Origin of the sequence: Marinobacterium lutimaris, from assembly GCF_900108065.1 — a bacterium.
GTDB classification, from domain to species: domain Bacteria; phylum Pseudomonadota; class Gammaproteobacteria; order Pseudomonadales; family Balneatricaceae; genus Marinobacterium_D; species Marinobacterium_D lutimaris.
Genome location: NZ_FNVQ01000001.1, coordinates 1622397 through 1644625, shown reverse-complemented (window position 1 = coordinate 1644625; position 22229 = coordinate 1622397). Strand labels below are relative to the sequence as shown.

The window sequence follows — 22229 nt, the reverse complement described above, 5'->3', positions numbered from 1 at the left end:
TATGGATCTCTTCGGTATTGGAAACGCGCTGCAGGCAATGGTGAGGATTTACACGCAGTCAGCAAGGCGGACGGGGCGCACCACCTTGATGCTGGATAGCTTGAAGGATGGGGATCGGGTGGTTTGCCGTTCGTCGAATGAAGCGAGGCGTTTGAAGAACCTGGTCCGCGAACGGGGTTTGGATGTTGGCTGTATCGTCGTTAGCCCTGAGTGCCCGGAACGGCTATTTGACTATGGCACCCCGCAGGGGCGTACTGTGTTTGACCATGACTGGGTGGAGTCATATTACGAATTGTCGCTTGCGCGGGCAGTGAGTGATATCGAAAGACTACACCGTCAGTTCTCTGGTTATGGTGAAGTGCATCGCGAAACTGCCAGGGCGGCGCGGGAGTGTGCCCGTTGGCGGCTCTAAAAATAATGTTTGACCCTCGCCTGAGACTAATCTAGTCTCTTTCACATAGATTGCGATCAATGCGCATACAGAAGCCCGACGGTTAACCCCGCCGGGCTTTTTTGTTGCCTTAAGTTCGGTACCTCCCATGATGAAACCCCGCGCCTTCATTGCTGCTGTGGCACTGGCGGTGGGGTTGGTTGCGTCTTATGAGGGCAAAGAGCTCAAGGCGTATCGTGATCCGGTGGGTATTCCGACCATCTGCTTTGGTCACATCCGTGACGTTCAGATGGGCGATACCGCCACCATCCCCGAGTGTGCCCAGCTGCTGAGTGCAGAGGTGCTTGATTACGCTGACGCGGTTGATCGGATGTTTACCGTTGAGCTGAGCACTGAGGAATTCGCGGCCTACACCAGCTGGACCTACAACGTGGGCATAGGCGCGGCCAGTACCAGCACGCTTCGGCGGCTGGCCAATGCCGGTTTGCGCAGTGATGCCTGCCGGGAGCTGGATCGCTGGGTGTACGCCGGTGGGAAGAAATGGCCAGGGTTGGTGAATCGGCGCGCTGATGAGCGCGACCTGTGTTTATCAGGCCTGGAATCATCAGATGTCATCGCAACCAATCAGTAAGGAGCGCCGAGTGAACCTCGACCAACATGCCGACGCTGTGCAGCGGCTGGCTGCTGGGCTCACATATACCGCCGGCGGCGGCCTTATGCTGGGTGATGCCTTGCAATGGCTAAACAACAATGCCGGAGCGGTCGGTGCCATTATGGTGACCATTACTACCGGCGTTAACTGGTATTACCAACGCAAGCGAATCCGTCAGGGAGAGCAGGCAGCGGGGCAGGACTGATGCGTCTGCGAATCTATCTGCTAGCTGCAGTGCTTGGCGCTGTTGGTCTGATGGGTTGGCTGCTGCTGGATCGGTACCAGCAGAACGGCCAACTGCAGCAGCAGCTGACCCAGACTGAGCAGGCGCTGTTGAATACCTCCAGCGCTATGCAAGAGCTCAATCGCCTGTATCAGCAGGCCGACCAGGCGCTGGTGATTAACCGCCGCCAACAACAGAACATCAATAGCCGGTTACGGGGAGAGGTCGATGCGCTGCGCTCAACTTTGTCAGGTGATGTGCGTGCTTCTGCTTGTATCCCCGACGCTACTGCTGACCGGTTGCGGAGCATCACCGGTAGTTCAACCGCCGGCGGTCTGTATTCCGATCCCGGAAGTATTAACCGAGCCGACCCCGATACCAGAGCTGCGTGCTACACCTACGCGGGCGTAGTGGAATACGTACCGATGTTGGTCAGCGCGATTCAGTCATGCAACGTGGACAAGGCCAGCATCAGGATGATCAGTGACGAACATCGACCAGGCCAATGAACTGCGTGCCCGCGTGATCGAGATCGACCAGCAGCTGCAGCAGTTGAACGCCATCCCCTTGATGGCACGGCCACTCGACAAGATCGAAGCGCTAAGCCGTGAAGCCGTAGCCCTCGAAATGCAGATCATCGAGCTGCGTGCGGACCTGTACCCCTGATCATCGCCGATGACCATCAAGGCCATGGGTCCTCCTGGGCCCCCGGGGCTATTTGGGCAATCTGATCGCGAAATTCGTGCAGATCTGGGATGGCTTAGGACTTCCTTCCTTATAGATAAATCAGTGACTTATGCGAGGCGCTCCCTACTTCAGCTGATCGACACCGGCGCCGGGTAATGATTTCAAAGATGACCAGGTGGCCGCGATGCAGGTGAACAAGAAGCAGCTCGCCGAGATATTCGGTATCAGTGAGCGTTCGTTTACCGAGTACCAACGCGACCCGACGTTCCCTTATCAGTCTGCCAAGCGTGGCCATGAAAACCAGTACAGCACGATTGAAGTGCATGACTGGCTGGTGGAGCGGGCGACGAACAAGTCCCGCGAGTCTGCGAAGGAACGGCTAGACCGTCTCCGCGGTGATGCGGAAGAGATCAAGATCGGGGAAATGGTGGGCAAGCTAGTTCCAGCCGATGACGTTGAACGCCGCCTGACTGACATGGCCATTGCGATTCGCTCAGGGATGATGACTGGCCTCACCAAGCTGAAGAACGAAATCGACCTCGCCCACGACATCAACCTGGATATCGATATTCTCGACACTCATGCTCGACACATCCTTACACACCTATCAACAGCTGCAGGAAACACTGGAGCTGGTGATAAGTCGCGCGCTGGAGAAACTGCTTCCGCCGCGCCAGATGTCGACGGCTGATTGGGCGAACGAATACCGCTGGATGGCGGCGGAACAGACCGCCAGCCCCGGCAAATACACCACCGACCTGACACCCTGGGTGCCGGGCATGCTCAACGCGCTGGATGATGATTACATCCGCAAAGTGGTGTGCATGAAGTCCGCCCAGGTGGCGTGGACCGATGGTGTCTGGAACAACTACCTGGCGAAGCGGATCCACCTGGATCCTTGCGGTGTGGTGCTGCTCTTCCCGAAAGAGAAAACCATCCGCAAGTACCTGGATCAGAAGTTTGATCCCACCGTGCGGGCAACGCCGGTGCTGCGTGACCTGATCGACGTAGAGACCAGCCGATCCGCTGGCAACCGCATGGACTTCAAACGTTTCCCCGGTGGCTTTCTCGCGCTGGTCGCCTCCAACGCACCGGACAACGTCAAATCGCTATCTGCTCCCGTGGTAGCGGTGGAAGAGCCCGACGACTGCTCCAGCGATGTGCGCGGTCAGGGTGACTCGGTTGACCTGCTGGAACAGCGCGCCAAAACGTACGAAAACCGCAAAGTCATCTTCGGCGGCACGCCTACGGTTAAAGGTCTGAGTCGCGTTGAAGATGCCTACAAGAAATCGGACCAACGCAAATTCTGGGTGCCGTGCCATGAGTGCGGCGAACGCCACGTGCTCACCTGGGCCAACGTCGTATGGGATGAAGACCCAGACCGGCACGATGAAGTCTACGGCAGCGCCGATCCGGACAGCGCCGCCTACGTCTGCCCACACTGCGCCGTGGAATGGACCGATCGCCAGAAGAACCTCAACGTTCGTCAGGGCGAATGGATTGCCGACAAGCCCGGCGGTGATACAGCCGGCTTCTACATCAACGAGCTCTACAGCCCGTTCCCCGGCTCAAAACTGAACGTACTGGTTCGCCGCTACCTGGAAGCGCAGCACGCGCTGGAGTGGGGCGACGAATCCAAAATGATCGGCTTCACCAACAACACTCTGGGCCTGCCGTATGAATACGCGAGCGATGCGCCGGATGTAGAAAAACTGTCCCAGCGTGCCGAAGCCTACGCCGAGAAAACCGTCCCCAACGGCGGCCTGATACTCACCGCCGGCGTTGACGTCCAGCATGATCGCCTCGCGATCACCATCTGGGCCCACGGCCGTGGGGAAGAAAACTGGCTCGTCTACTGGGGTGAAATCGCCGCTGTCGGCAATACCGCTGACCGAAACGACCCGGTGTGGACCGAGCTCGATCAGATCCTCTTTGGCACCTACCAGCACGAAAAGGGCTGGGCCCTGCGGATCCGCGCTGCCGACCTCGATTCTGGCGATGGCCAGACCAACGACGCCGTGTACCACTACGTGCGCAGCCGGGCGAACCGGGGCGTGAAACTGCGTGCCATCAAAGGCGCGAACAGCATCGACGCCGAGATCGTTACCGCCCCGAAAAAAGTAGACGTCAGCAAGATGAACAAGGCCGCCAAGTACGGCCTGCAGGTGTGGATCGTTGGCGTCAACAAGGTCAAAGACCTGATGGCCGCCCGTATGAAACTGACGGGCAACGGGGCAGGGCGCATGCACTGGTACACCGAAGTGCGCTCTGACTTCTATGACCAGATGACCGGCGAGATCAAAGCACCCAGCCGCACCCAGCGCGGCAAACTGATCTGGCAGCAGAAAGCAGGCTCCCGCGTAGAAGCCTGGGACTGCACCGGCTACGCCATCCACGCCGCCCGTGCCGAACGTCTGCACCTGCTTAGCCCTGCTCAGTGGGATGCAATAGAAGCCGATCTGGCCCAGGGCGATATGTTCAGCGCCGAGCCAGAACAGCCGGCAGTAGTGGAAGAGCAGCAGGCTCAGCCGAAACCACAACCGCAACAGAAGCGCCGCGCTCGGGGTAACGCCTTGGGTGGTTGGCTGAACCGGGAGTAACCCATGACCACCGCCGCTGAAATGGTCCAGCTCTACACCGATGCCGAGGCAAAGGTGCTCAAGGGGCAGACCGTCAAAGTAAACGGGCGTGAGCTCACCCGCGCCAACCTGGCGGAGATCCGTGCCGGCCGGCAGGAGTGGGAAGCAAAAGCCAGCGCTGCGGCACAGAAAGCGGCGGGTGTCCGTCGTGGCCGTTCACTAGCGAGTTTTGACTGATGCACTGGACTGACCGACTGATCGCCCCATTTTCGCCAGAGCGTGCGGTGAGCCGCGCGCGTGCGCGTCAGGTGCTGGCCGCCTATGAAGCAGCCAGCCCGCGGCGCACCCGCAAGAATAAGGGCGACAACGCCAGCGGTACCCATGTGGCCGGCGCAGCAGAAACCCTGCGCGGTCAGGCTCGCCACCTGGATCAGAACCACGATCTGGCCAAGGCCGTGCTAAATACCCTGGTCACCCGTGTGATTGGCAAGAACGGCATCAACGTCGAGCCGATGCCGAAGAAGTTAGACGGCAGTATTGATCGCGAACTCGCGAAGAAGATCAGCCAGTTGCGTAAGCGCTGGGCCAAGTCGCCAGAAACCACCGGCGAGCTTTCGCTGGCCATGTCTGAGCAGCTGCTGGGCCGTACCTGGTTCCGCGATGGTGAGGCGCTGATCAAAGATGTAATGGGCAACGTGCCCAAATATACCCACCTCGGTGTGGTGCCCTACAGCATTGAACTGCTGGAGCCCGACTACTGCCCGATTGAACTGAACGACAGCGGCCGAAATATCCGCCAAGGCATTCAGCGCAACGGCTGGGGGCGCGCAAACTACTACTACCTGCTGACCTCGCACCCGGGCGATATGACCCGGCTGGTGACCTCTGCAGATACCAAGGCCGTCAATGCAGACCTGATCCACCACCTCAAGCTGATCGATCGGTTGCACCAGAACCGTGGCGTCAGCGTGTTCGCCGCCGTGATGGACCGCCTTAACAATCTCAAGGATTACGAAGAGGCTGAGCAGGTCGCCGCCCGGATCGCCGCCGCTATGGCGTTCTACATCCGCAAGGGTATGCCGGAGATGTACGGCGATACCGCATTGGACAACGATACCGACACCGAAGGCAATCGCCTGTTTGAGATCAGCCCCGGTACCGTGTTCGATGATCTACGCCCCGGCGAAGATGTAGGTACCATCCAGAGCAACCGCCCGAGCGGGCTGCTGACGCCCTACCGTGATGCCATGCAGCGTGCCGTGGCTGGTGGCACCTGGTGCAGCTACTCAGCCAGCAGCAAAAACTACAACGGCACCTACAGCGCCCAGCGGCAGGAACTGGTTGAAAGCTGGGAGGATTACCAGCTGCTGACCGGCTGGTTCGTCCATATGGTTACCCGCCCGGTGTATGAGCGTTTCCTGCGTATGGCGGTGATGAGCGGCAAGATTGAATTGCCCGATGACATCGACATGGACAGCCTCTACGACGCTGACTACTTCGGCCCGCAGATGCCGTGGATCGACCCGCAGAGAGAAGCCAACGGCAACCGTATCACCCTGGGTAACATGACCAAAGCCCCGCAGCAGATTATCCGCAGCGCGGGCGGCAACCCTGATGAGGTGATCGACCTCTGGGCACAGTGGCAGCAGCAGGTGCGCGAGAACGAAGTGACGCCGCCGCCCGGTGGCCCGACCGAAATCATCCCCGACAGTCCCGCAGACTGACCCCTCAAACCAAGAGGCAAACCCATGAAAAAACGACTCATGACGCTGGCGATTGTCGGCGCCCTGGCCGCGCCGTTGCCCGGCATTATGGCCAGCGCATCGGTCACCCCGATCAAGCCAGACGGTAAAAGCTGGTACAGCATCAAGGCAGCCGCCAGCCCCGGCGCGGCTGAGGTCTACGTTTACGACGAAATTGGCTACTGGGGCATTACTGCTTCAGACTTTGCGCGGGATCTGAAAGCCCTGGGTGATCTGAACGCCATCGACCTGCACATCAACAGCCCCGGCGGTAGCGTTTTTGATGGCACCGCCATCTACAACCTGCTGAAGAATCACAAAGCCAGCGTCACCGTGCATATCGACGGCCTGGCAGCGAGCATGGCCAGCATTATCGCCATGGCGGGTGATCGCATCATCATGCCGGAAAACGCCCTGATGATGATTCACAACCCCTGGGGCGGGGCAGTAGGTGATGCCGATGAACTGCGCAAGCAGGCGGAAGTGCTCGACAAGGTGAAGGCCAGCCTGCTGACCGTATACACCGGTCGCACCGGGCTGAGCACCGAAGACGTCACCGCCATCATGGACCAAGAAACCTGGTACACAGGTACCGAGGCCGTCGCCGCTGGCTTTGCCGACGAAACCAGTGCAGCGGTGGATCTGGCTGCATCCGCTAACTTCGACCTGGCCCGCATGGGTTTTGCCCACGCTCCGGCTCAGATTACCGGGCAACGCTCGGTACAGACTCCCGCAACACCCGCACAACCGCGCGGCACCGCCGCACCCTCAGCAACTCCCGAAACTCCAAAAGGTGGAATCACTATGCGTAAGAAAGTCCGTGACGCTCAGGGTAACCTGGTGCTGGCAGAGGTTGATGAACAGGGCAACATCCTGAACATCATCGAAATCATCGAACCCGCCGCGAAAGGCGACGATCCGCTGCAACCGGAACGCGACCGCCGTGCCGGCATCCGCGCCGCCTTCAAAGGCTTTGAAGATCAGCACCGCGCCATCCTCGACACCTGCCTGGATGACTTCAAGTGCAGCGTTGAGCAGGCCCAGGCCAAGCTGCTGGCCGCGCTGGGGTCCGGTACCGAGCCGACCGCCAAGCCGCACGTGTCCAGTGGTCGTGACGCAACCGTGGTGGCGAAGTATCGTGAAGACGTCACCAACGCCCTGGCGGCCCGTGTCGGTCTGGTTAAGGCGGATGCCTCCAACCCCATGGCCGGTTACACCCTGTATGAGCTGGCCCGCAACGCCCTGCAGATGAACGGCATCAACGCCTACGGCATGGGCAAGCTGGAAATCGTCGGTGCGGCGTTCACTCATTCCACCAGCGATTTCGGCAACCTGCTGTCGGCCGTCGCCAACAAGGCGATGCTGAAAGGCTACGACGAAGCGGCTGAAACCTTCGAACGCTGGACCAGCGTGGGCGAGCTGCCGGACTTCAAGGCCACCACCCGCGTTGATCTTGGGGCTTTCCCGGATCTGCAAAAAGTGGACGAAGGTGCCGAATACAAAGAGGGCACCATCAATGATCGCGGCGAAACCGTCCAGCTGGCCACCTACGGCAGCCTGTTCAGCATCACCCGCCAGGCGATCATCAACGACGATCTGGGCGCGTTCACCCGCATCCCGCAGAAAATGGGCCGCGCTGCACGCCGCACCATCGGTAACCTGGTGTACGCCATCCTCAACAGCAACCCCAACATGGCCGACGGCAAAACCCTGTTCCATGCCGACCACAACAACCTGGGTTCAGCAGCGGCCATTTCCACCGCCTCAGTTGATGCACTGCGTGCACTGATGCGTAAGCAGAAGCTGGGTGATGCTCACCTCAACATCACTCCGGCATACATGCTGGTGCCGGTAGAGAAAGAGGGCCTGGCTATTCAGACCATCCAGTCTGAATTCGAAGTGGGTGCCGCTGCAAAAGCCAACACCGCACCCAACTACGTGCGCAACATCGCCGAAGTCATCGCCGATCCGCGTCTCACCGGTACCGCATGGCACCTGGCCGCCAACCCGGAAATGTTCGACACCATCGAAGTGCAGTACCTGGACGGCATCCAGACCCCGACGCTGGAACAGCAGAACGGCTGGAACATCGACGGCGTGGAATTCAAAGTCCGCATGGATGCCGGTGTGAAAGCCCTCGACTACCGTGGCCTGGCTAAAAACCCCGGCGCCTAACCCCTAAACGGTCACTAAGCCCCAAACGGCTATTAAGCCCGGAGTACCGCCCGGGCTGATTTAACCCCTATTCGGAGAAAACTCTCATGGCTACAAACAAAGTACAGGCAGGCAAAGTCATCCCGCTGACCTCTACTGGCGCGGTTTTGGCTGGTGGTGTGGTGGTGTCCGGTGCCTTGGTCGGTGTCGCGCTTTCTGCTATCGAAGCGGGCGCTCGCGGCCAGGTGGATCTGGAAGGCGTATACAACCTGCCGATGGCCGCTGAAAACATCGCTGAAGGCACGCCGGTTTACTGGGATGGTTCCGCCATCACCGCAACCGCCACCGACAACGACCTCATCGGTCACGCGGCAGCAGCCGGTACCAGTGGCGATGCCACTATCCCGGTACTGCTGAAAGGTTAACCCCTGACTGCCCAAGGACGGGCACCCCTATCTGAGGAGCGAAGATGATTCTGATTATCTTCTTCATGCTCCATCTGTTCGATATATCGGCGGGTAACCGGCAGTGCGGTGCCATACAGGGCGCGATCGCATTGCTGCCCAGCAGACCGCCCGAACGTGCTGAACAGATGGACTACGGCTGAATAGCGGGGCCTGGTGCCGAGATAAATAGACGGGCCCCGGTAACAAACAACAGTCTATTGGCTGAAGGCTTCGCGGATAACGCCGCGTTGGTGAGCGCTCTCCACCTAGCCGGAGATAGGCCATGTGAGCCAACAGCTTAACCGACCCGGGGCGGAGTATCCCCGGGCCTCACCGGCAAGCAGCCCTGTACGAACCTGGTTCCCCTTCCGGGTGGGCTGCTTGGCCAGTGTGGTGAATGCGTAGGCTGATGCGCAGGTAAGTGCGGATAAACCCCGTATCCGGTTGCTGGTGGTGACAGTCGTTCGAGTCGATGAGTAGCAACCAAGCCGGGTAATACAGCACCGGCCACCACACTCCCAATCCAACGGTAATTTAATTAGTTAACGCGATGAAGCCGGCGTATCAGGTCAAACTATTCATCCTGAAGTTGTTGGTTAAATACATTGCCGGCCCTGTGCTGACTGCCAAGCGTCGAAACTTATGTCGCAATTGCGATGAGCAGCGTACAAGCACGCTGCGTGGTTGGCACTGCGGCCAGTGCGGCTGCAACATCACAGCAAAAACCAAAATCATGAAAGAGTTCTGTCCACTAAAAAAATGGTGATCTCATGAGCAAGAAAGTCCTGCAAGTGTTTGAAGATTCCGGCGAGTTCAAAAAGGGTAACCATGACGCCACCGATTGGGATATGGAGAAGCGCCAGAAAGCGTCGCGGCTGGTATCCCGTAGCCGGGCGAAGTGGGCGACCGGCGCGGCGGCGGAAAAGCTGCAGCTGATCGGCGCTAAAACTGCCGGCACCACCGAAACCAAAGCCTGAGCGTGAACCAGCAGGGATGGCTGCGCCGGGTGCGGGCCGGGGTAAACCCGGGTGCCCGGCGCTATGCGCCTGCGGCGGCGATCTACGTGGATGTAGACGCCACGCTGCTCCTTGGTGGCTGCGTGAATACCACGCTGGTGGCCTGGTGCCGCCGGCAGAAAGCGGCCGGATACAGCCTGGTGCTCTGGTCATCCCGGGGCGAGGCCCATGCACGGCGGGCGGCCAAGCGCGCCGGGGCGGTGGATCTGTTCGATGCCATCCTTAGTAAGCCCGGTTACGTGGTCGATGATAAACAAACCCGCTGGATGCAGTACGTCACCACCGTGCCGGTCGTGCCGGATGCGGACCTTCCAGCCCTGCAGGTAGATGAAGCATGAGCGACTTTGACGACATCATGGCAGAAGCCGATGCCGACATCTTTGAAGAGCTGGGCGAACTGGCCACCGTCAGCGACGGCTCGATCCCGGCCAGTACCTGGGAACGGCGCGTGGTGATCGACAAGGATCTTTCGCTGATCCTGAACGGTGAAATGACCGTGATCGGCACCGTGGTCACCATCAACAACCCGCCGGCGGGCATCGATAACGAATGGCAGGTGATCATCGCCAGCGGCAGAAATGCCGGAACGTACGTGCTGCGTCAGCTGATCGAGCGGGATAACTGGGTAGGGCGCTGGGCGGCCACGGTAGAAGCTGCGGAGGTTGTTTAAAACGCCACCGCCAGCGTGGCCTCACTGCTGGATACGTCATACCCCAGTTCGCGTAGCTGCTGGATGATCTGCTTCAGCACATCCGGGTGGTAGCTGTCGGTTTTCACAGTAGCAGTGCGATGCCCGGCGCTGGCGGTATCGCGGATGGCGCAGGCGATAGCGTGGCGCAGGGCGGCTGTTTGATCCGCTTTGGCTTTTTCCGCCAGGGTGGCGGCATCCGTAGCCGGTATGAAGTCGGCGCCGTGCATGGTCTCCTCCAGCCGTTTCACCACTTCTGCATTGATGCTTCGATTATTTTCATCGGCAGCGATGCGTAGTTGCTCCCTCAGTTTGTGAGAGAGCCTGATCTGGAACTTGGCGAGTGCGTGGCTGGGGTATTGGTTTTCCATCCGCGCAGCATAATCACTGTAGGCGGTCACTGCTATAAGGGCAACTTGCCCCATCTCCATGCGCCCATTACTGTTTTACCTCGTTACCATTAGGCAACACTACAGTTGTCACGGAGGATCGCATGGAAGAAGTACGGAACCCGCCGGTGCTGCGGCTTTCTTTAGACGACATGGTGCAGGCAGGGGTAAACCCGGTATCGGCCCGCGAACATCGGGTAGTCAATGGGTGTACCGGGGTGCCGGTGGGTGCTTGGGTGGGGGTAGATGCTGCCGATCAAACCCCTGTACCCGGTGATATGTATTTAATTTTTAGGGGGTGCCAGCACCAGGTGCGCTACCTGTGGCCGGAGGGGAGCGGCTACCGGCTGGGTCGGGCGCCGCGCGATCCTACCCTGTGGGCTGATGGTGCCGATGTGGCCGTGCTGGGCCGGGTATTCTGGGTGGGTTATGTCCGCCAGATACCGGTAAAAACAACACTTGCCCACGTTGAGACTGGCAGCTAGTATTTCAGTTAGTGTGCAACTATTGCGCAAACGAGAAACCCGCCCGGTAATGCCGTGCGGGTTTTTTTGTGCCCGGAGTTCAGCATGGCAACGAACCAGCTTTCCAACCTGCCGCCGATTGATGTTCAGGTGGCGCAGCTGATCGGGCGCTTGTCGGTTATCAAAGATCGCGAAATTCCCCAGGCGCAGGCCAGCGCGTTAAACCGCACCCTGGCCGTTGGCCGCACCCTGGTCAGCCGTGCTATTGCTCAGCAGCTGAAACTGCCGCAGCGGCGTGTTAACCGGCGTTTGTACATCCGCCGGGCGAACAACCGCGAACTGTCTGGCAACCTGCGGGTGTATCACAAGGGGCTGCCGGCCATTGAGCTGCCATCGGTGCGCGACAAGGGTAAGTACCTGCAGGGCCGTCGCGGCAAGGTGGGTAGTGGTGTATCAGCCCGGGGCGGTTATCGCTACCCGAAAGGCTGGATCGGCAAGGCACCCAACGGGCGTGAACAGGTCTTTATGCGTGGTGCTGATGGTGGCGTGATCGTGCCCCGCATCGATCTGAAACCCACCGCTGAAAAGTTGACCGCATCCACGCTGGAAAGCGAGTTCAAGCGCAACTACGGGCCCCGCCTGCGGGCCGATCTGCAGTACCGCATCAACAAATACCGAGCCTGATTTCATGAACCGTAAACAGATACGCGATGCCATCGTGGCCGTTGTCACGCCTGCGCTTGCCGCCTATGACGCTGACCTGCAGGTGTACCCCTTTAAAAAGGCAGCGCCCAAGCGAAATGACGGGGTGGTGTGCATCTACCTGGATAACGGGCAGATCGAAAACGGTATCGATTACGACGAGAACATTGCCCCGCTGAATGTCTACGTGCTGCTACCGGATACGGACTATGTGGATGATCAGCTGGACGCGATCGCCGCTATTGCTCAGCAAGCCATTGAGGACGCGTATAGCGATGGTGAGATACCGGAACTTCTGTACAGCGCGTGGGAGTACGAGCGCGATGTATATCAAGGGTGGACTGCCCTGCGGGACACCTATTCCGTGCGTTTTTAAATCAACTATAGGAGGCCACCATGCCTGGTGCATCCATTGCCGTTCCGTCGCAGGGTACCGTCTGGGAAATTGAAGATCCGGCCACCCCTGGCGAATACATTCAGATCAAGGGCCATAAGTCGTACCAGGTGAACGAAGGTTCGCCGCCGGTTAACGATGAAACCGTCCTCGACTCCACCTACCAGGAGAAGAGCATCGGCCTGCCAGACGCCGGCAACATCGCGCTGACGGTGCAGCGCAACACGGCCGATCCTGGTCAGGCGGCCACCAAAACCCACAAGGCGGCCGGTGCGCTAACCACGCTGCGTGTGACCGAAACCGACAGCACCGTGACCACCTACGATGTGTTCGTGATGAGCCACCCCTGGAGCGGCAGCGCGAACGGCGGTGGTAACGAAGGCACCATCAACTTTGAGGTCTCCGGCGAGCCGGTAGAAGCCTAACCCCTAAAGCCCGGTGATCCGGGCTTTTCTGTTTTTGGAACTCTTTCATGTTGCTGACCAAAGAGAGCGCAAAGAAACGCACCGCGCCAGAAAAACATCCGCTGGTAACGGGGCATGAGGTTTACCTCAAGCTGCATAAGACCGGTGCCGAACAGATTGAATATCGCCGGCGGCAGCGGGAGCTGGATAAGAGCTTTGATCGAGAAGCCGAAGATTATGATTCGGTTCACCACGGTATGGCTCTGTTCGCCCTGAAGGCCCAGTTTTATGCGGTAGATAAGACTGGCGCGCAGCTCTTTGAAGGCGAGACCGCCCAGGAGTTGCTGGACAACTACGAATACCCGCTGATGGACGCTGTGTGCATCAAGGTGCAGGAGTTGGAAGGCGCTGACCTGACCACCAGCGAAGCCGAAAAAAAATACTAGCCAGCCCGGAGCTTGATCTTGCCTTCGAGCTGGCAGAGCGGGCGGGCATCGTTAACCCGTTTGAGATGCTGGACGAGATCGACGGTGACCTGCTCACCTGGTGGCATGCCCACAACCGCCTGAAAGACCCTCAGTACCGGCTTAACCGGTACAACGAAATCATCGCCCAGGAAAAACCCGAAGAGCTCAAGCAGATGCAGACATATGCGCTTGATGGAATTCGCCACCTAGGACGCAAAAGCAAATGACCACTGTCAGCTACCTGGACGTAGAACTACGCGCCCGGGCCGACCAGTATGCGCGCGAGCACAACCGGGCGGCTACGGCATCGCGGCGCTATGGCGATACCGCCTCCCGCGCCTATGACCGGGCCAGCCAGGCGGCGCAGCGGTATGACCGTGCCTCTAAAAGTGCGGCCAACAGTGGTGATCGGCTGGGCGGTGCGTTTAGCCGTGCGGCCAATAGCGCAGCGATTCTTGAGGGGCCGCTGGGTGGTGTCGCGGGGCGGCTTTCGTCCATTAGTGCAGGTTTGTCAGCGGCGGGTCCGCTGATGCTGGGTGTGGGGATTGCGGCGGGTGGTCTGGCAGCGGCGGTTACCTCGGCATCCAAGGCTTATGCCGAACTGGAAGTGCGCCAGGCGAAAACCCAGGCGCTGCTGAATTCCACCGGTTATAGCGCGGGGTTTACTGCCAGCCAGTTGGACAGCATGGCTCGGGGCGTTGCCCTGAACACTTTGGCGTCTACTGCTGATATCCGTGAAGCGATCGATGTGCTGCTGACGTTCCGCTCAGTGAGCGGCGAGACGTTCCGGCGCACCATCAGCCTGTCGCAGGATATGTCGGTGATCATGGGCGGCAATGCCAAGTCAGCGGCGCTGCAGCTGGGTAAAGCGCTGGAAGATCCGGTGCGGGGGCTTACCACCCTGAGCCGCTCGGGCGTCACCTTTACCCAGGCTGAAAAAGATATGGTCAAGCAGCTGGTTGAAGGTAACCAGGTGCTGGAAGCCCAGGGAATGATCCTGGATAAGGTGGCCGGCCAATTGGGCGGTACCGGTGAGGCCGCCGCCGGTGGATTGACTGGCAAGGTTGATACCCTGACCCAGCGTTGGGAAGAGATGCTGGAAACCCTGGGTAAAACCGGCCCGATCCAGCAGGCCAGCGGCGCGTTCATCACCGGCCTGACCCGTACCCTTGAAGATTTCACCCATCTGATTGATCCATCAACCATGGATCAGCAGAAGCTGTTTGACGATCTGGTTCGCCAGCGGGAAGAAGCCCGCAAGCGTCTGGCGGCAGTTAACTTTGATGACCTGATTTCAGTACCGCTTCCGGGCGTGTATGACCAGAACGACTGGTGGAATGACCAGCGTCTGATGGGCAGCCTGAATGAACAGTTGCGCGCCATGCAGGATCAGCGCGTTGAAGAACAAAAGGCGGCCAGTGCGGCCCAGCGCAAGGCTGAAGCAGCCGCAGAAGCAGCCGCGCAGGAGCGTGATGCCGCCAAAATCGCCGAACAGCGTGCAGCCGCCGAAGAACGTATCGCCAAGGCGATGGAAAGCCAGCTCGGCAAAGCCAGCTTTGGTAATGCCGGCAAGAGCCTCTACAACGATATCTTCGGCATCCGCACCCCGCAGCGCAAAACCGATGGCCCGGTTGAGGGCAACTACTACTTCGGCGAAGCCACCCGTGCGGCGCAGGCGCAGATCAACAGCGGCAACGCAGTGAACTCTGACGGCTGGCTAAACCGGATGCGCGCCGTGTATGACAGCGCCATGCAGGACACCCGCCACAACTACGACGTGGAGGGGATGCGCGAGGTGATCAAACTGATGGAAGACAAAGCCATCGTCAAGTTTGGTGACCTGCAGAAAGCGGTAACCGCACAGCGTGAGCAGGGCGGCAGCTACTCCATCACTGCCGGCGGCAAAACCATCAACGGCAAAACCAGCGAAGAGCGCGCCGGCTCCATCCTTGAGATCGCCGGCGAAACCATCAACCTGAGCATGGCCGCCGAAACCGCCGAAGCGATGGGCAAAGAGGTGCGCAGCTGGCTGGAAACCGCCCAGAAAGGCCAGGGCGGAACCAACCACGGCACGGTGACCTTGAAGGTCGACAACGGCAAAAACGTGAGGCCGGTGACCCTGTCCGGCCCCGACGCAGAGCTGTCTTATCTGGCCGATGTTCTATCTCGCGCCGCCTCCGGCGCGTAAACCCACCTCCGCGAGTATCTCCTATGGGAATGATCAAGCTGACGCCTGAAGAGGCGCTGGTTCAGCGTGCGCGCATTTCTCTGTGCGAGGAGTGCGACCTGACGCCCCGGCGGCGTTGCCCGGATTGTGGCTGCTTCATGGATCTTAAAACACGAATCATGGGCGCCAAGTGCCCGCGGGGTGAGTGGGTCGCGATGAGTAAAACCGAAGTGATCGAGTTTGCCTATAGCACAGCCGTAGCACTGGAGACTGACTGATGTGGAAGCTTTACACCGATGCGGCCTGCACCCAGGTGTTCGGCGGCACGCTATCAACGGTGCATTACTCCGACCACAGCGAAGGATCGCTGGATTATGTGTTTTACTTCGCGGATGTCGAGCGTGATCCGGCTGATAACGGCGCATACCTGCTCAAGATGCCTGGCGGCGGTAATTATAGTTTTACTATCGAAGACGCAACGCCTGGCAGCGGCCATGAGACTACCGAGATCAAAACTGCGCTGACATCTGCCGGTCTCGATAACGCCGTGCCCGGCGCGGCTCTCAGTATTGGTGTATCAGCGACATCGGGCGTGACTGGTGCAATCCCCATCCACGTTCGAGTTACCAATGCAGTGACCTCTGCAGGCGTTTCCGTCGAGCTATCTCTTCGCAAGCCTGAAGGTAGGGTATACGCGGCATGATCGGTTCAGGCGTGATCGGCGTCGGCGCTGTTGCGGGCGAACTGGGCATCATCAGCCCAGAAGCCGACCTGATCCAGTTCAACCAGAACGTAAAATTTCGCGAGATTGAGCCCTCTGCTGATCTGATCGTGTTCGAACAGTCTGTTGGTGAGATTGAGCCCGCGCGCGACCTGATCCGCTTTCAACAGCGGGTTGGGTCAGTAGCTGCCCGGCGCCGGTTGCCGCAGGCTTACATCTGGATCAACGGGGTGGATTACTCCAGCTACACCGCATTGGACTCAGTGAGCGTGTCTTTTAACGAGGATCAGTCCGCCACTGCCTCTATCTTCGTCTTCAGGCCGCTGGATGCGGTGATCAATATCCCGTCCTTTCACGCCAAGCAGATCCGTATCGAAACCCATGTGGACCCGAACGATCCCGCTTCTGACGTTTTCCCGCTGTTTACCGGCTGGATCGAGACGGCGCAGCATGACCGCACCCGGCGTGGCATCGCGTTTACCTGCTCTAACCTGCGGGATGAGCGGCTGGGCGATGAGGATGCGGGCCAGCTGCGGGCGCTGACAGGCGGCGTGTATAGCAACGTAACCCAGGTGGAAGACGCCAAGGGGCGTGATTACGCCAACGAGCTGATGAAAACCGTGTGCGGTTCTATCGGTTATGACCGTGCCGGTGATCGGCGCTTCTATAACTGGGGGGTGGCGGGCAAGCCCGTCAACCGGACGCTGACCGGTGCGCAGGTGGCCTATGCGGACCCTAGTACAGAGTTTCAGACCCGGTCCAGCGTGATCAACCGTGTCACCGTGAATATCGATTACCGGTACTCGCTGCTGCGTTCTATCTCCAGCGAGGTGAATGTCTACAAAGAGCGCAACCTGGTAACCGGCCAGTTCAGCACGCAGTTTGGGCCCCGGGATATCATCGACTATAAGGCGTTTCGGCGCGACTTGATGATCGAAAAGGCCCAGTCTTTTGAGCCTTGGGAAACCCTCAGCTACTCAATCTACCCGCTGGAAAAGGCCGGTAATGGCGGCTTTGTGTTCGACAACCTGTGGCCGGTGGCTGATACCTGGTGCCAGGGTTTTAAATCGAGCATCGCGCGGCGCGTAGCGCAACCGGTGACCGAGTCTTACAAATTCACCATTACGGCGCCGCAGTCGGTGGATGCCTACGGCAAAACCATTGACGGTACCGAACTCAACTACGCGCTCGACACCGAGTACGACGAAGCCCTCTGGGAAGAGGAGTTCAAGCAGACCCGCAAGCGGGATTTCGATGCCGCCCGAGCGGTCGCCCAGGCCTCGGCAGATAACCGCCGTGCAGACCTGGCGTTGGCGTTTGAAGCCGCCTACCGGATCGGCAAGAAGCAGATCGTTGCCGCCCATCGGCAGACCCATATCCGGGGTAGCGTCCACAGTATTTTCCCGGTCGATCTGGGTGACGTCTGTGAACATGACAACCGCATAGTAGATTCCATCGGCCAGATTACCGGTTTTGAGTACGCCATCGGCAACGGCATCCGCCGCACCACCATCCGCATGACGATCAGTTATATGGATACCCTGGTGGCTGCCCCGGCAGAAAACTGGGCAGCCCCCTTGGCGCCAGGCTATCCGGAAGCGGACCTCGTTTTGGAAAGCACCGCCGAATACAACGCGGATACCGAAGTGCGTGCCTTTGAGATCAACGTGGCTGAGATACCGGCGGACTATACCGACGAGCTTGAGCCGGCTATCGCCGAAAGCGCGTATACCCTCCCGCTGGAAATCAACAGCATCACCCTGGTGAATGGACGCTGATGAGCACTGAAAGAGAAAAGCTTTTCCGGGCTGTTCAGAAGATCGCTATGAAAGCCCCGGAGATGACCGAGGTTCGCCAACTGCTGGCCATAATCCGTAACCGCGGCGGTATCGACGGCCTGTACATGCAGATCGGCGGTGCCAGTGATGAGGAATATAAAGACGGCTGCTGCTCCAACGGTTTAAACGGCACCGAATCCCCCTTCGAAAAGGAATGCCAGTCCATCGAAGGTGATGCACCCACGGATATGGGCGGCGGCCTGTGCGCGGAAGAGGAGTGGACCGACTGCGCGACGGGGGCGGCGATTAACTTCAGCCCTGCTGGTTTTACCCAGATCGAGACGTGTAAAAACGAGTATGCGGATGAGACGTGGGAACAGGGTTATTACTTCTCCGCAAGCCTCGTATATGCGGCATCTGTTCCGGCGGCGACCCTGCATGAAACCATCGAACTTACGGCGGCAGATGCATACCCGCACACCGTTGGTAGTAACACGTTTTACTACAACGGGTACACCGTTACCAACGGGATTCCTGAAGGAGAAGGTTCTATAGGAATAATAGTGCACCAGTTAGTAAACGGAACTCCGGTTGATCAGGCGCGAACGGTTACAAAATATTCATGCGTATTACATGGTAATGAATCAGAGCCATATTGTCAGATTACTGAAGCGCCCACCACAATTGGTGACGCTTGGGAGGCTGATGACCTCACCGAATACACCGTGATGAATGGCTGTATTACCGCCAGCTCCTGCGACACAGATGCATCTGCCGCAGCAAAGGCCTGCAACGAGTGCATCACCATCTGCAATAACTCTGGCGAAGAAAGAACAATGTGTGCTACGGCTGATGGCGGATATATTTTATATGACCCAACAGGTATTAATTCTGGCGGTAAATATGATGAAAATGGAATCAGGACTGAATTGCTACCGGCTGGATCAACAGGGGGTTATATAAATGGCGCGTAAGTATGGAATGAATAACTACTCAACGCTATTGACCTCTGGCATTTCTGATACCGATACAACTGTATCTGTTGGTACTGCACCTGATTCGCTTGGAGCTGGCGACTTTTACAGGATGCAGCTTTGCCGGTTTCAGACAGTTAACGGTCAGCGCGTGATGGTCAAATCAGAATTTGTCGATGTGACGGCGATTAGCGGAAACGATCTCACCATACGCCGCTACGAAGCGGGGTTGGACCCTGACCCGTGGGGGAATGACGTCAGTATTCCTCAGACGTGGGAGGCGGATGACGAACTGCAGCTTGTAGTTACTGCTGAGACACTAGAGGGTATCCCAGACCCGTCAGGGTTTATGCCAACCTCTGGTGGAACGCTGCTCGACGGAGCTATTACCGAGTTCACAGAAACCATTAACGCCGCAGCCGGAGCAACGCTTGATCGTGGGACTGGAGGGAAACAGAAGCTCACGCTAACGGCGAATACAACGCTCGACCTCACTGATCTGGCTGCTGGTCAGTCGGTGTCCTACAAAGTTATCGGTGGTGACACATGGACGCTGGGCTACACCGGGTTGGGGCATTGGTCGAACAACACCACACCAACGCTAGAAGCCACACACTATTTAGAATTCACTCACGATGGCGATGAAGTCGTCGGGTTCGACTGCGGGGGCTGGAGTTAATGTTTCACAACATGGCGCGGGCTACGGCTGGGCGTAACGGTGGCGGTTCTGGTGGCCTCCCTGAAGGCACGATAGCAAAATACACAGGGGATAATATAAGCGGTACCACCTTATTTGATGAAGGCGGGAATTATAATGGCGTGATGACGAACGTGACACAAACTCCTGGACAGGTTGGTCAGGCATTATATTTCAACTCCGTTGCCTATGTATCCTTCGCTGATATACCACCGTTCTACACATCCGCATTTACGTTAACGCTTTATGCGCAGAACGATTCGACAGGAGCTTGGCGCGCTCTGTGGCACCAAGCCAGCTTCCAGATCAGAACATTCGGTGGCTCTCACTGGATATATATGGCGGGGCTAACAATCAACGCCGTATCTATAACGCAAGGTGTTCCCTATAGGCTTGATATAACATGGGATGGGACCGGCGATACTGACAGCATAAAGTTTTACAAGGACAAGGTTCTTGTCGCTACTAGGACTCCAAGTTCTGCGGATACAGCATCAACCGTAGCTAGAATGGGAGGGCTGCAGAATAATTCGTACTATTTCGTGGGCTGGATGGATGAAGTGACCATTCGCAATTACGCCATGACACAGTCTGAAATAGACGCTGATTAAGGGGTAAATTAATGGATCAGTACAAAAACGAAGAGTTCACAGGTACGTTCAATCAGGTGCGTGATATTTATCTTAAAGGAGCAGTGTCACTCCCGCGTGAACACCCCGAAAATTGGCCGAAAGGACCGTGGGAAAAGGTAACGGTAGAAAATAAACCGCTGACTGTAGAGCAAGTTTTACAACTTCATCAAGAACAGGTGCGCAATGACGCAGAAGCCAGTTATCGGGAGTCAGTGACATTTGGTGATGGATCGGCATGGAACGGCGGTTTTGATTCTGCCATGGCGATCAATGGAGAGGTCCAGTTGCAGGAGTTCGACGGTGCCACGACCGTAACCCTCTTCGATATCAACAACGACCCGCACACCCTGACCCTGGCCGAAGGCAAAGCGGTTGCGGCTGCCGTGGGTGCGCAATACCGCATACGTTTTGCCGCTAAGCAGTCCGCCATGCGCGCACTGGCTGATGTGGATCTGACAGCTACGGATGCTATCGAACAGCTAAACGCTATCGAGTTTGCGAACTACCTGCCGGCAGTCGATCCGGAAGCCGCCTAACCTCAGGCAGGCTCTACCAGCACCACCGAAGTAAACCCTTCCCCGGTCCAGCTCCGTACATTCACCCGATACCCCTTCGCTGTCAAAACCTCCTCCAGATACATCGCCGGCCAGCTGCTGTACGCCTCGCCGGCGCCTGCCTGAAGTCTCATTTCGATCCGATCCTCACCCGCAGCACGCTTCTGTTCGTACCGCTCGACCATGCGCTCGACCAGGGCGATGAATCTTGGTTCGTTCAGGTGTGGGCATTTGCTCATGGTCAGCTGCTTTGTTTGCGCAATATGGGGAGGTAGATCAGACGGACAGAAAAATAAGCGACTTGCTTAAAATTTGCTTAAACTATTTTGTTTTTATTTTAAGTTGTTGTTTTTAAGTATCACTTGTAATCGTTTGTCCAATCCATCATCGGTGCAACGGAAAGTCGGCGGTCTACTTTGTCTTCGATTGCTGTCGGCTGTGCGGGCTGGTCAGGCACCTGTGTGACCGGTGTTTCTGGCATGGGCGAATCAGTATCAGTTTACGGGCGAATGGAGAAAGCCAGTCTACCACAAGGGTATTAGGAACCACTAAGAAGGCGCAGGTGAGATAGATAGAGGGGCTTAACGGTTTCGGGCGGCGATCCGCAGAGCCCGCCCCTCTCGCAGTTGTTGCTGTTCGATTGGTTCGAAACCGCAGAGTTCCAATAGCCGCACAAGCTCGTCGGCGGTGTAGCGGTTGTGCTCGAAATAGTCGCGGAAACTGTCGTTCAGATCCTGCGGACTTAACGCATCTGAACTGAAGTCAGTGTCCGGAAACCGGTGGTGCAGAAAGTTTTCCAGCGGCTGGCGCACGTTATCGGTCAGTACCAGCAGGCCCCCGGGTTTGATCCAGCGATGCAGGCGTTGAAACAGTATTACCGGCTGGAACAGCTCATGCACCAGCATATTGGCAAGGCAGGCGTCGATAGAGGCAGGCGGGAATACCTCTTCGCCTGGAGCGTTGAGATCGGCGATGCGTATATCCAGGTTATGGGGCTTGTCATCGATGCGGGCGAGCATGTACGGCGCAATTTCGATGCCGGTGAGCGTATACCCCGGATGCTTTGCGGCCAACTGTTTTAGAAACAGGGCCGGGCCGCAGCCCAGATCCGCCACATGGCGGTTGTCAGCCCGGGGAGTATATTTGTCCCAGAACGCCCAAAAATCCTCGTCATGGTTGCGTCCATGGCTGGTCACCGTGCGCTCGGCGGCTCTGTGGCCATCGCCGCCGTGATGGCGCTGGAGAAACTGCCGGGTGCTCTCGAGGTCGTCACTCATGTGGGCTCCTGGGCTGACGCCGGATTTAATA

General features: G+C 58.1%; 32 protein-coding genes. 29 read left to right on the top strand and 3 right to left on the bottom strand.

Annotated features, from left to right (window positions below):
- Position 1 precedes the first annotated feature (1 nt).
- The 15 genes from C4S72_RS07530 to C4S72_RS07465 all read left to right on the top strand — a co-directional run bounded on the left by C4S72_RS07530 (position 2) and on the right by C4S72_RS07465 (position 10560).
- Positions 2-412, top strand: a complete 411-nt coding sequence (locus tag C4S72_RS07530) for a hypothetical protein (protein WP_104002405.1) — start codon at positions 2-4, stop codon at positions 410-412.
- Between the two features lie 127 nt (positions 413-539).
- Entirely contained in the window at positions 540-1022 is a 483-nt protein-coding gene (locus C4S72_RS07525) for a lysozyme (protein WP_104002404.1), read from the top strand.
- A 10-nt stretch (positions 1023-1032) separates the two neighbouring features.
- Entirely contained in the window at positions 1033-1248 is a 216-nt protein-coding gene (locus tag C4S72_RS07520; RefSeq protein ID WP_104002403.1) for a phage holin family protein, read from the top strand.
- Positions 1248-1775, top strand: a complete 528-nt coding sequence (locus C4S72_RS07515; protein ID WP_104002402.1) for a hypothetical protein — start codon at positions 1248-1250, stop codon at positions 1773-1775. Before C4S72_RS07520 ends, C4S72_RS07515 begins: the two co-directional genes overlap by 1 nt.
- Positions 1750-1932, top strand: coding sequence for a hypothetical protein (locus C4S72_RS07510; protein WP_104002401.1), 183 nt, complete (start codon positions 1750-1752; stop codon positions 1930-1932). Before C4S72_RS07515 ends, C4S72_RS07510 begins: the two co-directional genes overlap by 26 nt.
- Positions 1933-2137: 205 nt before the next feature.
- Positions 2138-2644, top strand: a complete 507-nt coding sequence (locus C4S72_RS07505; protein WP_104002400.1) for a terminase small subunit — start codon at positions 2138-2140, stop codon at positions 2642-2644.
- Positions 2535-4553: a phage terminase large subunit family protein gene (locus C4S72_RS07500; RefSeq protein ID WP_235009069.1), complete on the top strand. Its 2019-nt coding sequence runs from the start codon at positions 2535-2537 to the stop codon at positions 4551-4553. Before C4S72_RS07505 ends, C4S72_RS07500 begins: the two co-directional genes overlap by 110 nt.
- A 3-nt stretch (positions 4554-4556) precedes the next feature.
- Positions 4557-4769, top strand: a complete 213-nt coding sequence (locus C4S72_RS07495) for a primosomal replication protein PriB/PriC domain protein (protein WP_104002399.1) — start codon at positions 4557-4559, stop codon at positions 4767-4769.
- On the top strand, positions 4769-6256 hold the full coding sequence (locus tag C4S72_RS07490; protein WP_104002398.1) for a phage portal protein: 1488 nt from the start codon (positions 4769-4771) through the stop codon (positions 6254-6256). Before C4S72_RS07495 ends, C4S72_RS07490 begins: the two co-directional genes overlap by 1 nt.
- A gap of 24 nt (positions 6257-6280) precedes the next feature.
- The gene (locus C4S72_RS07485) at positions 6281-8449 is read left to right on the top strand and encodes a ClpP-like prohead protease/major capsid protein fusion protein (RefSeq protein ID WP_200826685.1); all 2169 of its coding nucleotides are present in this window, start codon (positions 6281-6283) and stop codon (positions 8447-8449) included.
- Between the two features lie 86 nt (positions 8450-8535).
- Entirely contained in the window at positions 8536-8853 is a 318-nt protein-coding gene (locus C4S72_RS07480) for a DUF2190 family protein (RefSeq protein WP_104002397.1), read from the top strand.
- 44 nt (positions 8854-8897) lie between these two features.
- Complete coding sequence (locus C4S72_RS25755; RefSeq protein WP_160115467.1) at positions 8898-9035, top strand: hypothetical protein; 138 nt, start codon at positions 8898-8900, stop codon at positions 9033-9035.
- A 609-nt stretch (positions 9036-9644) separates the two neighbouring features.
- Positions 9645-9851, top strand: a complete 207-nt coding sequence (locus tag C4S72_RS07475) for a hypothetical protein (protein ID WP_104002396.1) — start codon at positions 9645-9647, stop codon at positions 9849-9851.
- Positions 9852-9853: 2 nt separating this feature from the next.
- Positions 9854-10228, top strand: coding sequence for a hypothetical protein (locus tag C4S72_RS07470; protein ID WP_104002395.1), 375 nt, complete (start codon positions 9854-9856; stop codon positions 10226-10228).
- Positions 10225-10560 (top strand): hypothetical protein, encoded by a 336-nt coding sequence (locus C4S72_RS07465; protein WP_104002394.1) that lies wholly within the window; start codon positions 10225-10227, stop codon positions 10558-10560. The genes C4S72_RS07470 and C4S72_RS07465 overlap by 4 nt, the downstream gene beginning before the upstream one ends.
- Here C4S72_RS07465 and C4S72_RS07460 read toward each other — a convergent pair.
- Positions 10557-11009, bottom strand: a complete 453-nt coding sequence (locus C4S72_RS07460) for an Arc family DNA-binding protein (protein WP_104002393.1) — start codon at positions 11007-11009, stop codon at positions 10557-10559. The two genes, C4S72_RS07465 and C4S72_RS07460, sit on opposite strands and share 4 nt — an antisense overlap.
- Positions 11010-11071: 62 nt before the next feature.
- Here C4S72_RS07460 and C4S72_RS07455 point away from each other — a divergent pair, with 62 nt between their 5' ends.
- From C4S72_RS07455 to C4S72_RS07390, 14 genes are all read left to right on the top strand, one after another.
- Positions 11072-11452 carry a hypothetical protein gene (locus tag C4S72_RS07455; protein ID WP_104002392.1) on the top strand — a complete coding sequence of 127 codons (381 nt, stop codon included), beginning with the start codon at positions 11072-11074 and terminating at the stop codon, positions 11450-11452.
- A gap of 84 nt (positions 11453-11536) precedes the next feature.
- A complete protein-coding gene (locus tag C4S72_RS07450) occupies positions 11537-12115 on the top strand; it encodes a phage tail protein (protein ID WP_104002391.1) in 579 nt (192 codons plus the stop codon).
- Positions 12116-12119: 4 nt separating this feature from the next.
- Positions 12120-12509: a hypothetical protein gene (locus tag C4S72_RS07445; protein WP_104002390.1), complete on the top strand. Its 390-nt coding sequence runs from the start codon at positions 12120-12122 to the stop codon at positions 12507-12509.
- A 20-nt stretch (positions 12510-12529) separates the two neighbouring features.
- Positions 12530-12952 carry a hypothetical protein gene (locus C4S72_RS07440; protein WP_104002389.1) on the top strand — a complete coding sequence of 141 codons (423 nt, stop codon included), beginning with the start codon at positions 12530-12532 and terminating at the stop codon, positions 12950-12952.
- Between the two features lie 47 nt (positions 12953-12999).
- The gene (locus C4S72_RS07435) at positions 13000-13377 is read left to right on the top strand and encodes a hypothetical protein (RefSeq protein WP_104002388.1); all 378 of its coding nucleotides are present in this window, start codon (positions 13000-13002) and stop codon (positions 13375-13377) included.
- Between the two features lie 65 nt (positions 13378-13442).
- Entirely contained in the window at positions 13443-13625 is a 183-nt protein-coding gene (locus C4S72_RS25620) for a hypothetical protein (RefSeq protein ID WP_146071874.1), read from the top strand.
- Positions 13622-15586: a phage tail length tape measure family protein gene (locus tag C4S72_RS07425; protein WP_104002386.1), complete on the top strand. Its 1965-nt coding sequence runs from the start codon at positions 13622-13624 to the stop codon at positions 15584-15586. The genes C4S72_RS25620 and C4S72_RS07425 overlap by 4 nt, the downstream gene beginning before the upstream one ends.
- Positions 15587-15609: 23 nt before the next feature.
- Complete coding sequence (locus C4S72_RS07420; protein WP_104002385.1) at positions 15610-15843, top strand: DUF6171 family protein; 234 nt, start codon at positions 15610-15612, stop codon at positions 15841-15843.
- Positions 15843-16268, top strand: coding sequence for a hypothetical protein (locus tag C4S72_RS07415; protein ID WP_104002384.1), 426 nt, complete (start codon positions 15843-15845; stop codon positions 16266-16268). The genes C4S72_RS07420 and C4S72_RS07415 overlap by 1 nt, the downstream gene beginning before the upstream one ends.
- Complete coding sequence (locus C4S72_RS07410; RefSeq protein WP_104002383.1) at positions 16265-18064, top strand: hypothetical protein; 1800 nt, start codon at positions 16265-16267, stop codon at positions 18062-18064. Before C4S72_RS07415 ends, C4S72_RS07410 begins: the two co-directional genes overlap by 4 nt.
- The gene (locus C4S72_RS07405; protein WP_104002382.1) at positions 18064-19038 is read left to right on the top strand and encodes a hypothetical protein; all 975 of its coding nucleotides are present in this window, start codon (positions 18064-18066) and stop codon (positions 19036-19038) included. The genes C4S72_RS07410 and C4S72_RS07405 overlap by 1 nt, the downstream gene beginning before the upstream one ends.
- Positions 19028-19717, top strand: coding sequence for a hypothetical protein (locus tag C4S72_RS07400; protein ID WP_104002381.1), 690 nt, complete (start codon positions 19028-19030; stop codon positions 19715-19717). Before C4S72_RS07405 ends, C4S72_RS07400 begins: the two co-directional genes overlap by 11 nt.
- Positions 19717-20346, top strand: coding sequence for a LamG-like jellyroll fold domain-containing protein (locus C4S72_RS07395; RefSeq protein WP_104002380.1), 630 nt, complete (start codon positions 19717-19719; stop codon positions 20344-20346). The genes C4S72_RS07400 and C4S72_RS07395 overlap by 1 nt, the downstream gene beginning before the upstream one ends.
- Positions 20347-20357: 11 nt before the next feature.
- The gene (locus C4S72_RS07390; RefSeq protein WP_104002379.1) at positions 20358-20903 is read left to right on the top strand and encodes a hypothetical protein; all 546 of its coding nucleotides are present in this window, start codon (positions 20358-20360) and stop codon (positions 20901-20903) included.
- 2 nt (positions 20904-20905) lie between these two features.
- Here the strand turns inward: C4S72_RS07390 and C4S72_RS07385 are convergent, their stop codons facing one another.
- Both C4S72_RS07385 and C4S72_RS07380 read right to left on the bottom strand, forming a co-directional pair.
- Positions 20906-21160, bottom strand: a complete 255-nt coding sequence (locus tag C4S72_RS07385; RefSeq protein ID WP_104002378.1) for a hypothetical protein — start codon at positions 21158-21160, stop codon at positions 20906-20908.
- 342 nt (positions 21161-21502) lie between these two features.
- Positions 21503-22198 carry a class I SAM-dependent methyltransferase gene (locus tag C4S72_RS07380; protein ID WP_104002377.1) on the bottom strand — a complete coding sequence of 232 codons (696 nt, stop codon included), beginning with the start codon at positions 22196-22198 and terminating at the stop codon, positions 21503-21505.
- Between the last annotated feature and the right edge of the window lie 31 nt (positions 22199-22229).

What these genes read in the sequence shown, in the direction of transcription:
- C4S72_RS07530 (WP_104002405.1), top strand. Translation starts at nt 2, where the DNA reads ATGGATCTCTTCGGTATTGGAAACGCGCTGCAGGCAATGGTGAGGATT.
- C4S72_RS07525 (WP_104002404.1), top strand. Translation starts at nt 540, where the DNA reads ATGATGAAACCCCGCGCCTTCATTGCTGCTGTGGCACTGGCGGTGGGG.
- C4S72_RS07515 (WP_104002402.1), top strand. Translation starts at nt 1,248, where the DNA reads ATGCGTCTGCGAATCTATCTGCTAGCTGCAGTGCTTGGCGCTGTTGGT.
- C4S72_RS07505 (WP_104002400.1), top strand. Translation starts at nt 2,138, where the DNA reads ATGCAGGTGAACAAGAAGCAGCTCGCCGAGATATTCGGTATCAGTGAG.
- C4S72_RS07500 (WP_235009069.1), top strand. Translation starts at nt 2,535, where the DNA reads ATGCTCGACACATCCTTACACACCTATCAACAGCTGCAGGAAACACTG.
- C4S72_RS07495 (WP_104002399.1), top strand. Translation starts at nt 4,557, where the DNA reads ATGACCACCGCCGCTGAAATGGTCCAGCTCTACACCGATGCCGAGGCA.
- C4S72_RS07490 (WP_104002398.1), top strand. Translation starts at nt 4,769, where the DNA reads ATGCACTGGACTGACCGACTGATCGCCCCATTTTCGCCAGAGCGTGCG.
- C4S72_RS07485 (WP_200826685.1), top strand. Translation starts at nt 6,281, where the DNA reads ATGAAAAAACGACTCATGACGCTGGCGATTGTCGGCGCCCTGGCCGCG.
- C4S72_RS07480 (WP_104002397.1), top strand. Translation starts at nt 8,536, where the DNA reads ATGGCTACAAACAAAGTACAGGCAGGCAAAGTCATCCCGCTGACCTCT.
- C4S72_RS25755 (WP_160115467.1), top strand. Translation starts at nt 8,898, where the DNA reads ATGATTCTGATTATCTTCTTCATGCTCCATCTGTTCGATATATCGGCG.
- C4S72_RS07475 (WP_104002396.1), top strand. Translation starts at nt 9,645, where the DNA reads ATGAGCAAGAAAGTCCTGCAAGTGTTTGAAGATTCCGGCGAGTTCAAA.
- C4S72_RS07465 (WP_104002394.1), top strand. Translation starts at nt 10,225, where the DNA reads ATGAGCGACTTTGACGACATCATGGCAGAAGCCGATGCCGACATCTTT.
- C4S72_RS07460 (WP_104002393.1), bottom strand. Translation starts at nt 11,009, where the DNA reads ATGGAGATGGGGCAAGTTGCCCTTATAGCAGTGACCGCCTACAGTGAT.
- C4S72_RS07455 (WP_104002392.1), top strand. Translation starts at nt 11,072, where the DNA reads ATGGAAGAAGTACGGAACCCGCCGGTGCTGCGGCTTTCTTTAGACGAC.
- C4S72_RS07450 (WP_104002391.1), top strand. Translation starts at nt 11,537, where the DNA reads ATGGCAACGAACCAGCTTTCCAACCTGCCGCCGATTGATGTTCAGGTG.
- C4S72_RS07445 (WP_104002390.1), top strand. Translation starts at nt 12,120, where the DNA reads ATGAACCGTAAACAGATACGCGATGCCATCGTGGCCGTTGTCACGCCT.
- C4S72_RS07440 (WP_104002389.1), top strand. Translation starts at nt 12,530, where the DNA reads ATGCCTGGTGCATCCATTGCCGTTCCGTCGCAGGGTACCGTCTGGGAA.
- C4S72_RS07435 (WP_104002388.1), top strand. Translation starts at nt 13,000, where the DNA reads ATGTTGCTGACCAAAGAGAGCGCAAAGAAACGCACCGCGCCAGAAAAA.
- C4S72_RS25620 (WP_146071874.1), top strand. Translation starts at nt 13,443, where the DNA reads ATGCTGGACGAGATCGACGGTGACCTGCTCACCTGGTGGCATGCCCAC.
- C4S72_RS07425 (WP_104002386.1), top strand. Translation starts at nt 13,622, where the DNA reads ATGACCACTGTCAGCTACCTGGACGTAGAACTACGCGCCCGGGCCGAC.
- C4S72_RS07420 (WP_104002385.1), top strand. Translation starts at nt 15,610, where the DNA reads ATGGGAATGATCAAGCTGACGCCTGAAGAGGCGCTGGTTCAGCGTGCG.
- C4S72_RS07415 (WP_104002384.1), top strand. Translation starts at nt 15,843, where the DNA reads ATGTGGAAGCTTTACACCGATGCGGCCTGCACCCAGGTGTTCGGCGGC.
- C4S72_RS07410 (WP_104002383.1), top strand. Translation starts at nt 16,265, where the DNA reads ATGATCGGTTCAGGCGTGATCGGCGTCGGCGCTGTTGCGGGCGAACTG.
- C4S72_RS07405 (WP_104002382.1), top strand. Translation starts at nt 18,064, where the DNA reads ATGAGCACTGAAAGAGAAAAGCTTTTCCGGGCTGTTCAGAAGATCGCT.
- C4S72_RS07400 (WP_104002381.1), top strand. Translation starts at nt 19,028, where the DNA reads ATGGCGCGTAAGTATGGAATGAATAACTACTCAACGCTATTGACCTCT.
- C4S72_RS07395 (WP_104002380.1), top strand. Translation starts at nt 19,717, where the DNA reads ATGTTTCACAACATGGCGCGGGCTACGGCTGGGCGTAACGGTGGCGGT.
- C4S72_RS07390 (WP_104002379.1), top strand. Translation starts at nt 20,358, where the DNA reads ATGGATCAGTACAAAAACGAAGAGTTCACAGGTACGTTCAATCAGGTG.
- C4S72_RS07385 (WP_104002378.1), bottom strand. Translation starts at nt 21,160, where the DNA reads ATGAGCAAATGCCCACACCTGAACGAACCAAGATTCATCGCCCTGGTC.
- C4S72_RS07380 (WP_104002377.1), bottom strand. Translation starts at nt 22,198, where the DNA reads ATGAGTGACGACCTCGAGAGCACCCGGCAGTTTCTCCAGCGCCATCAC.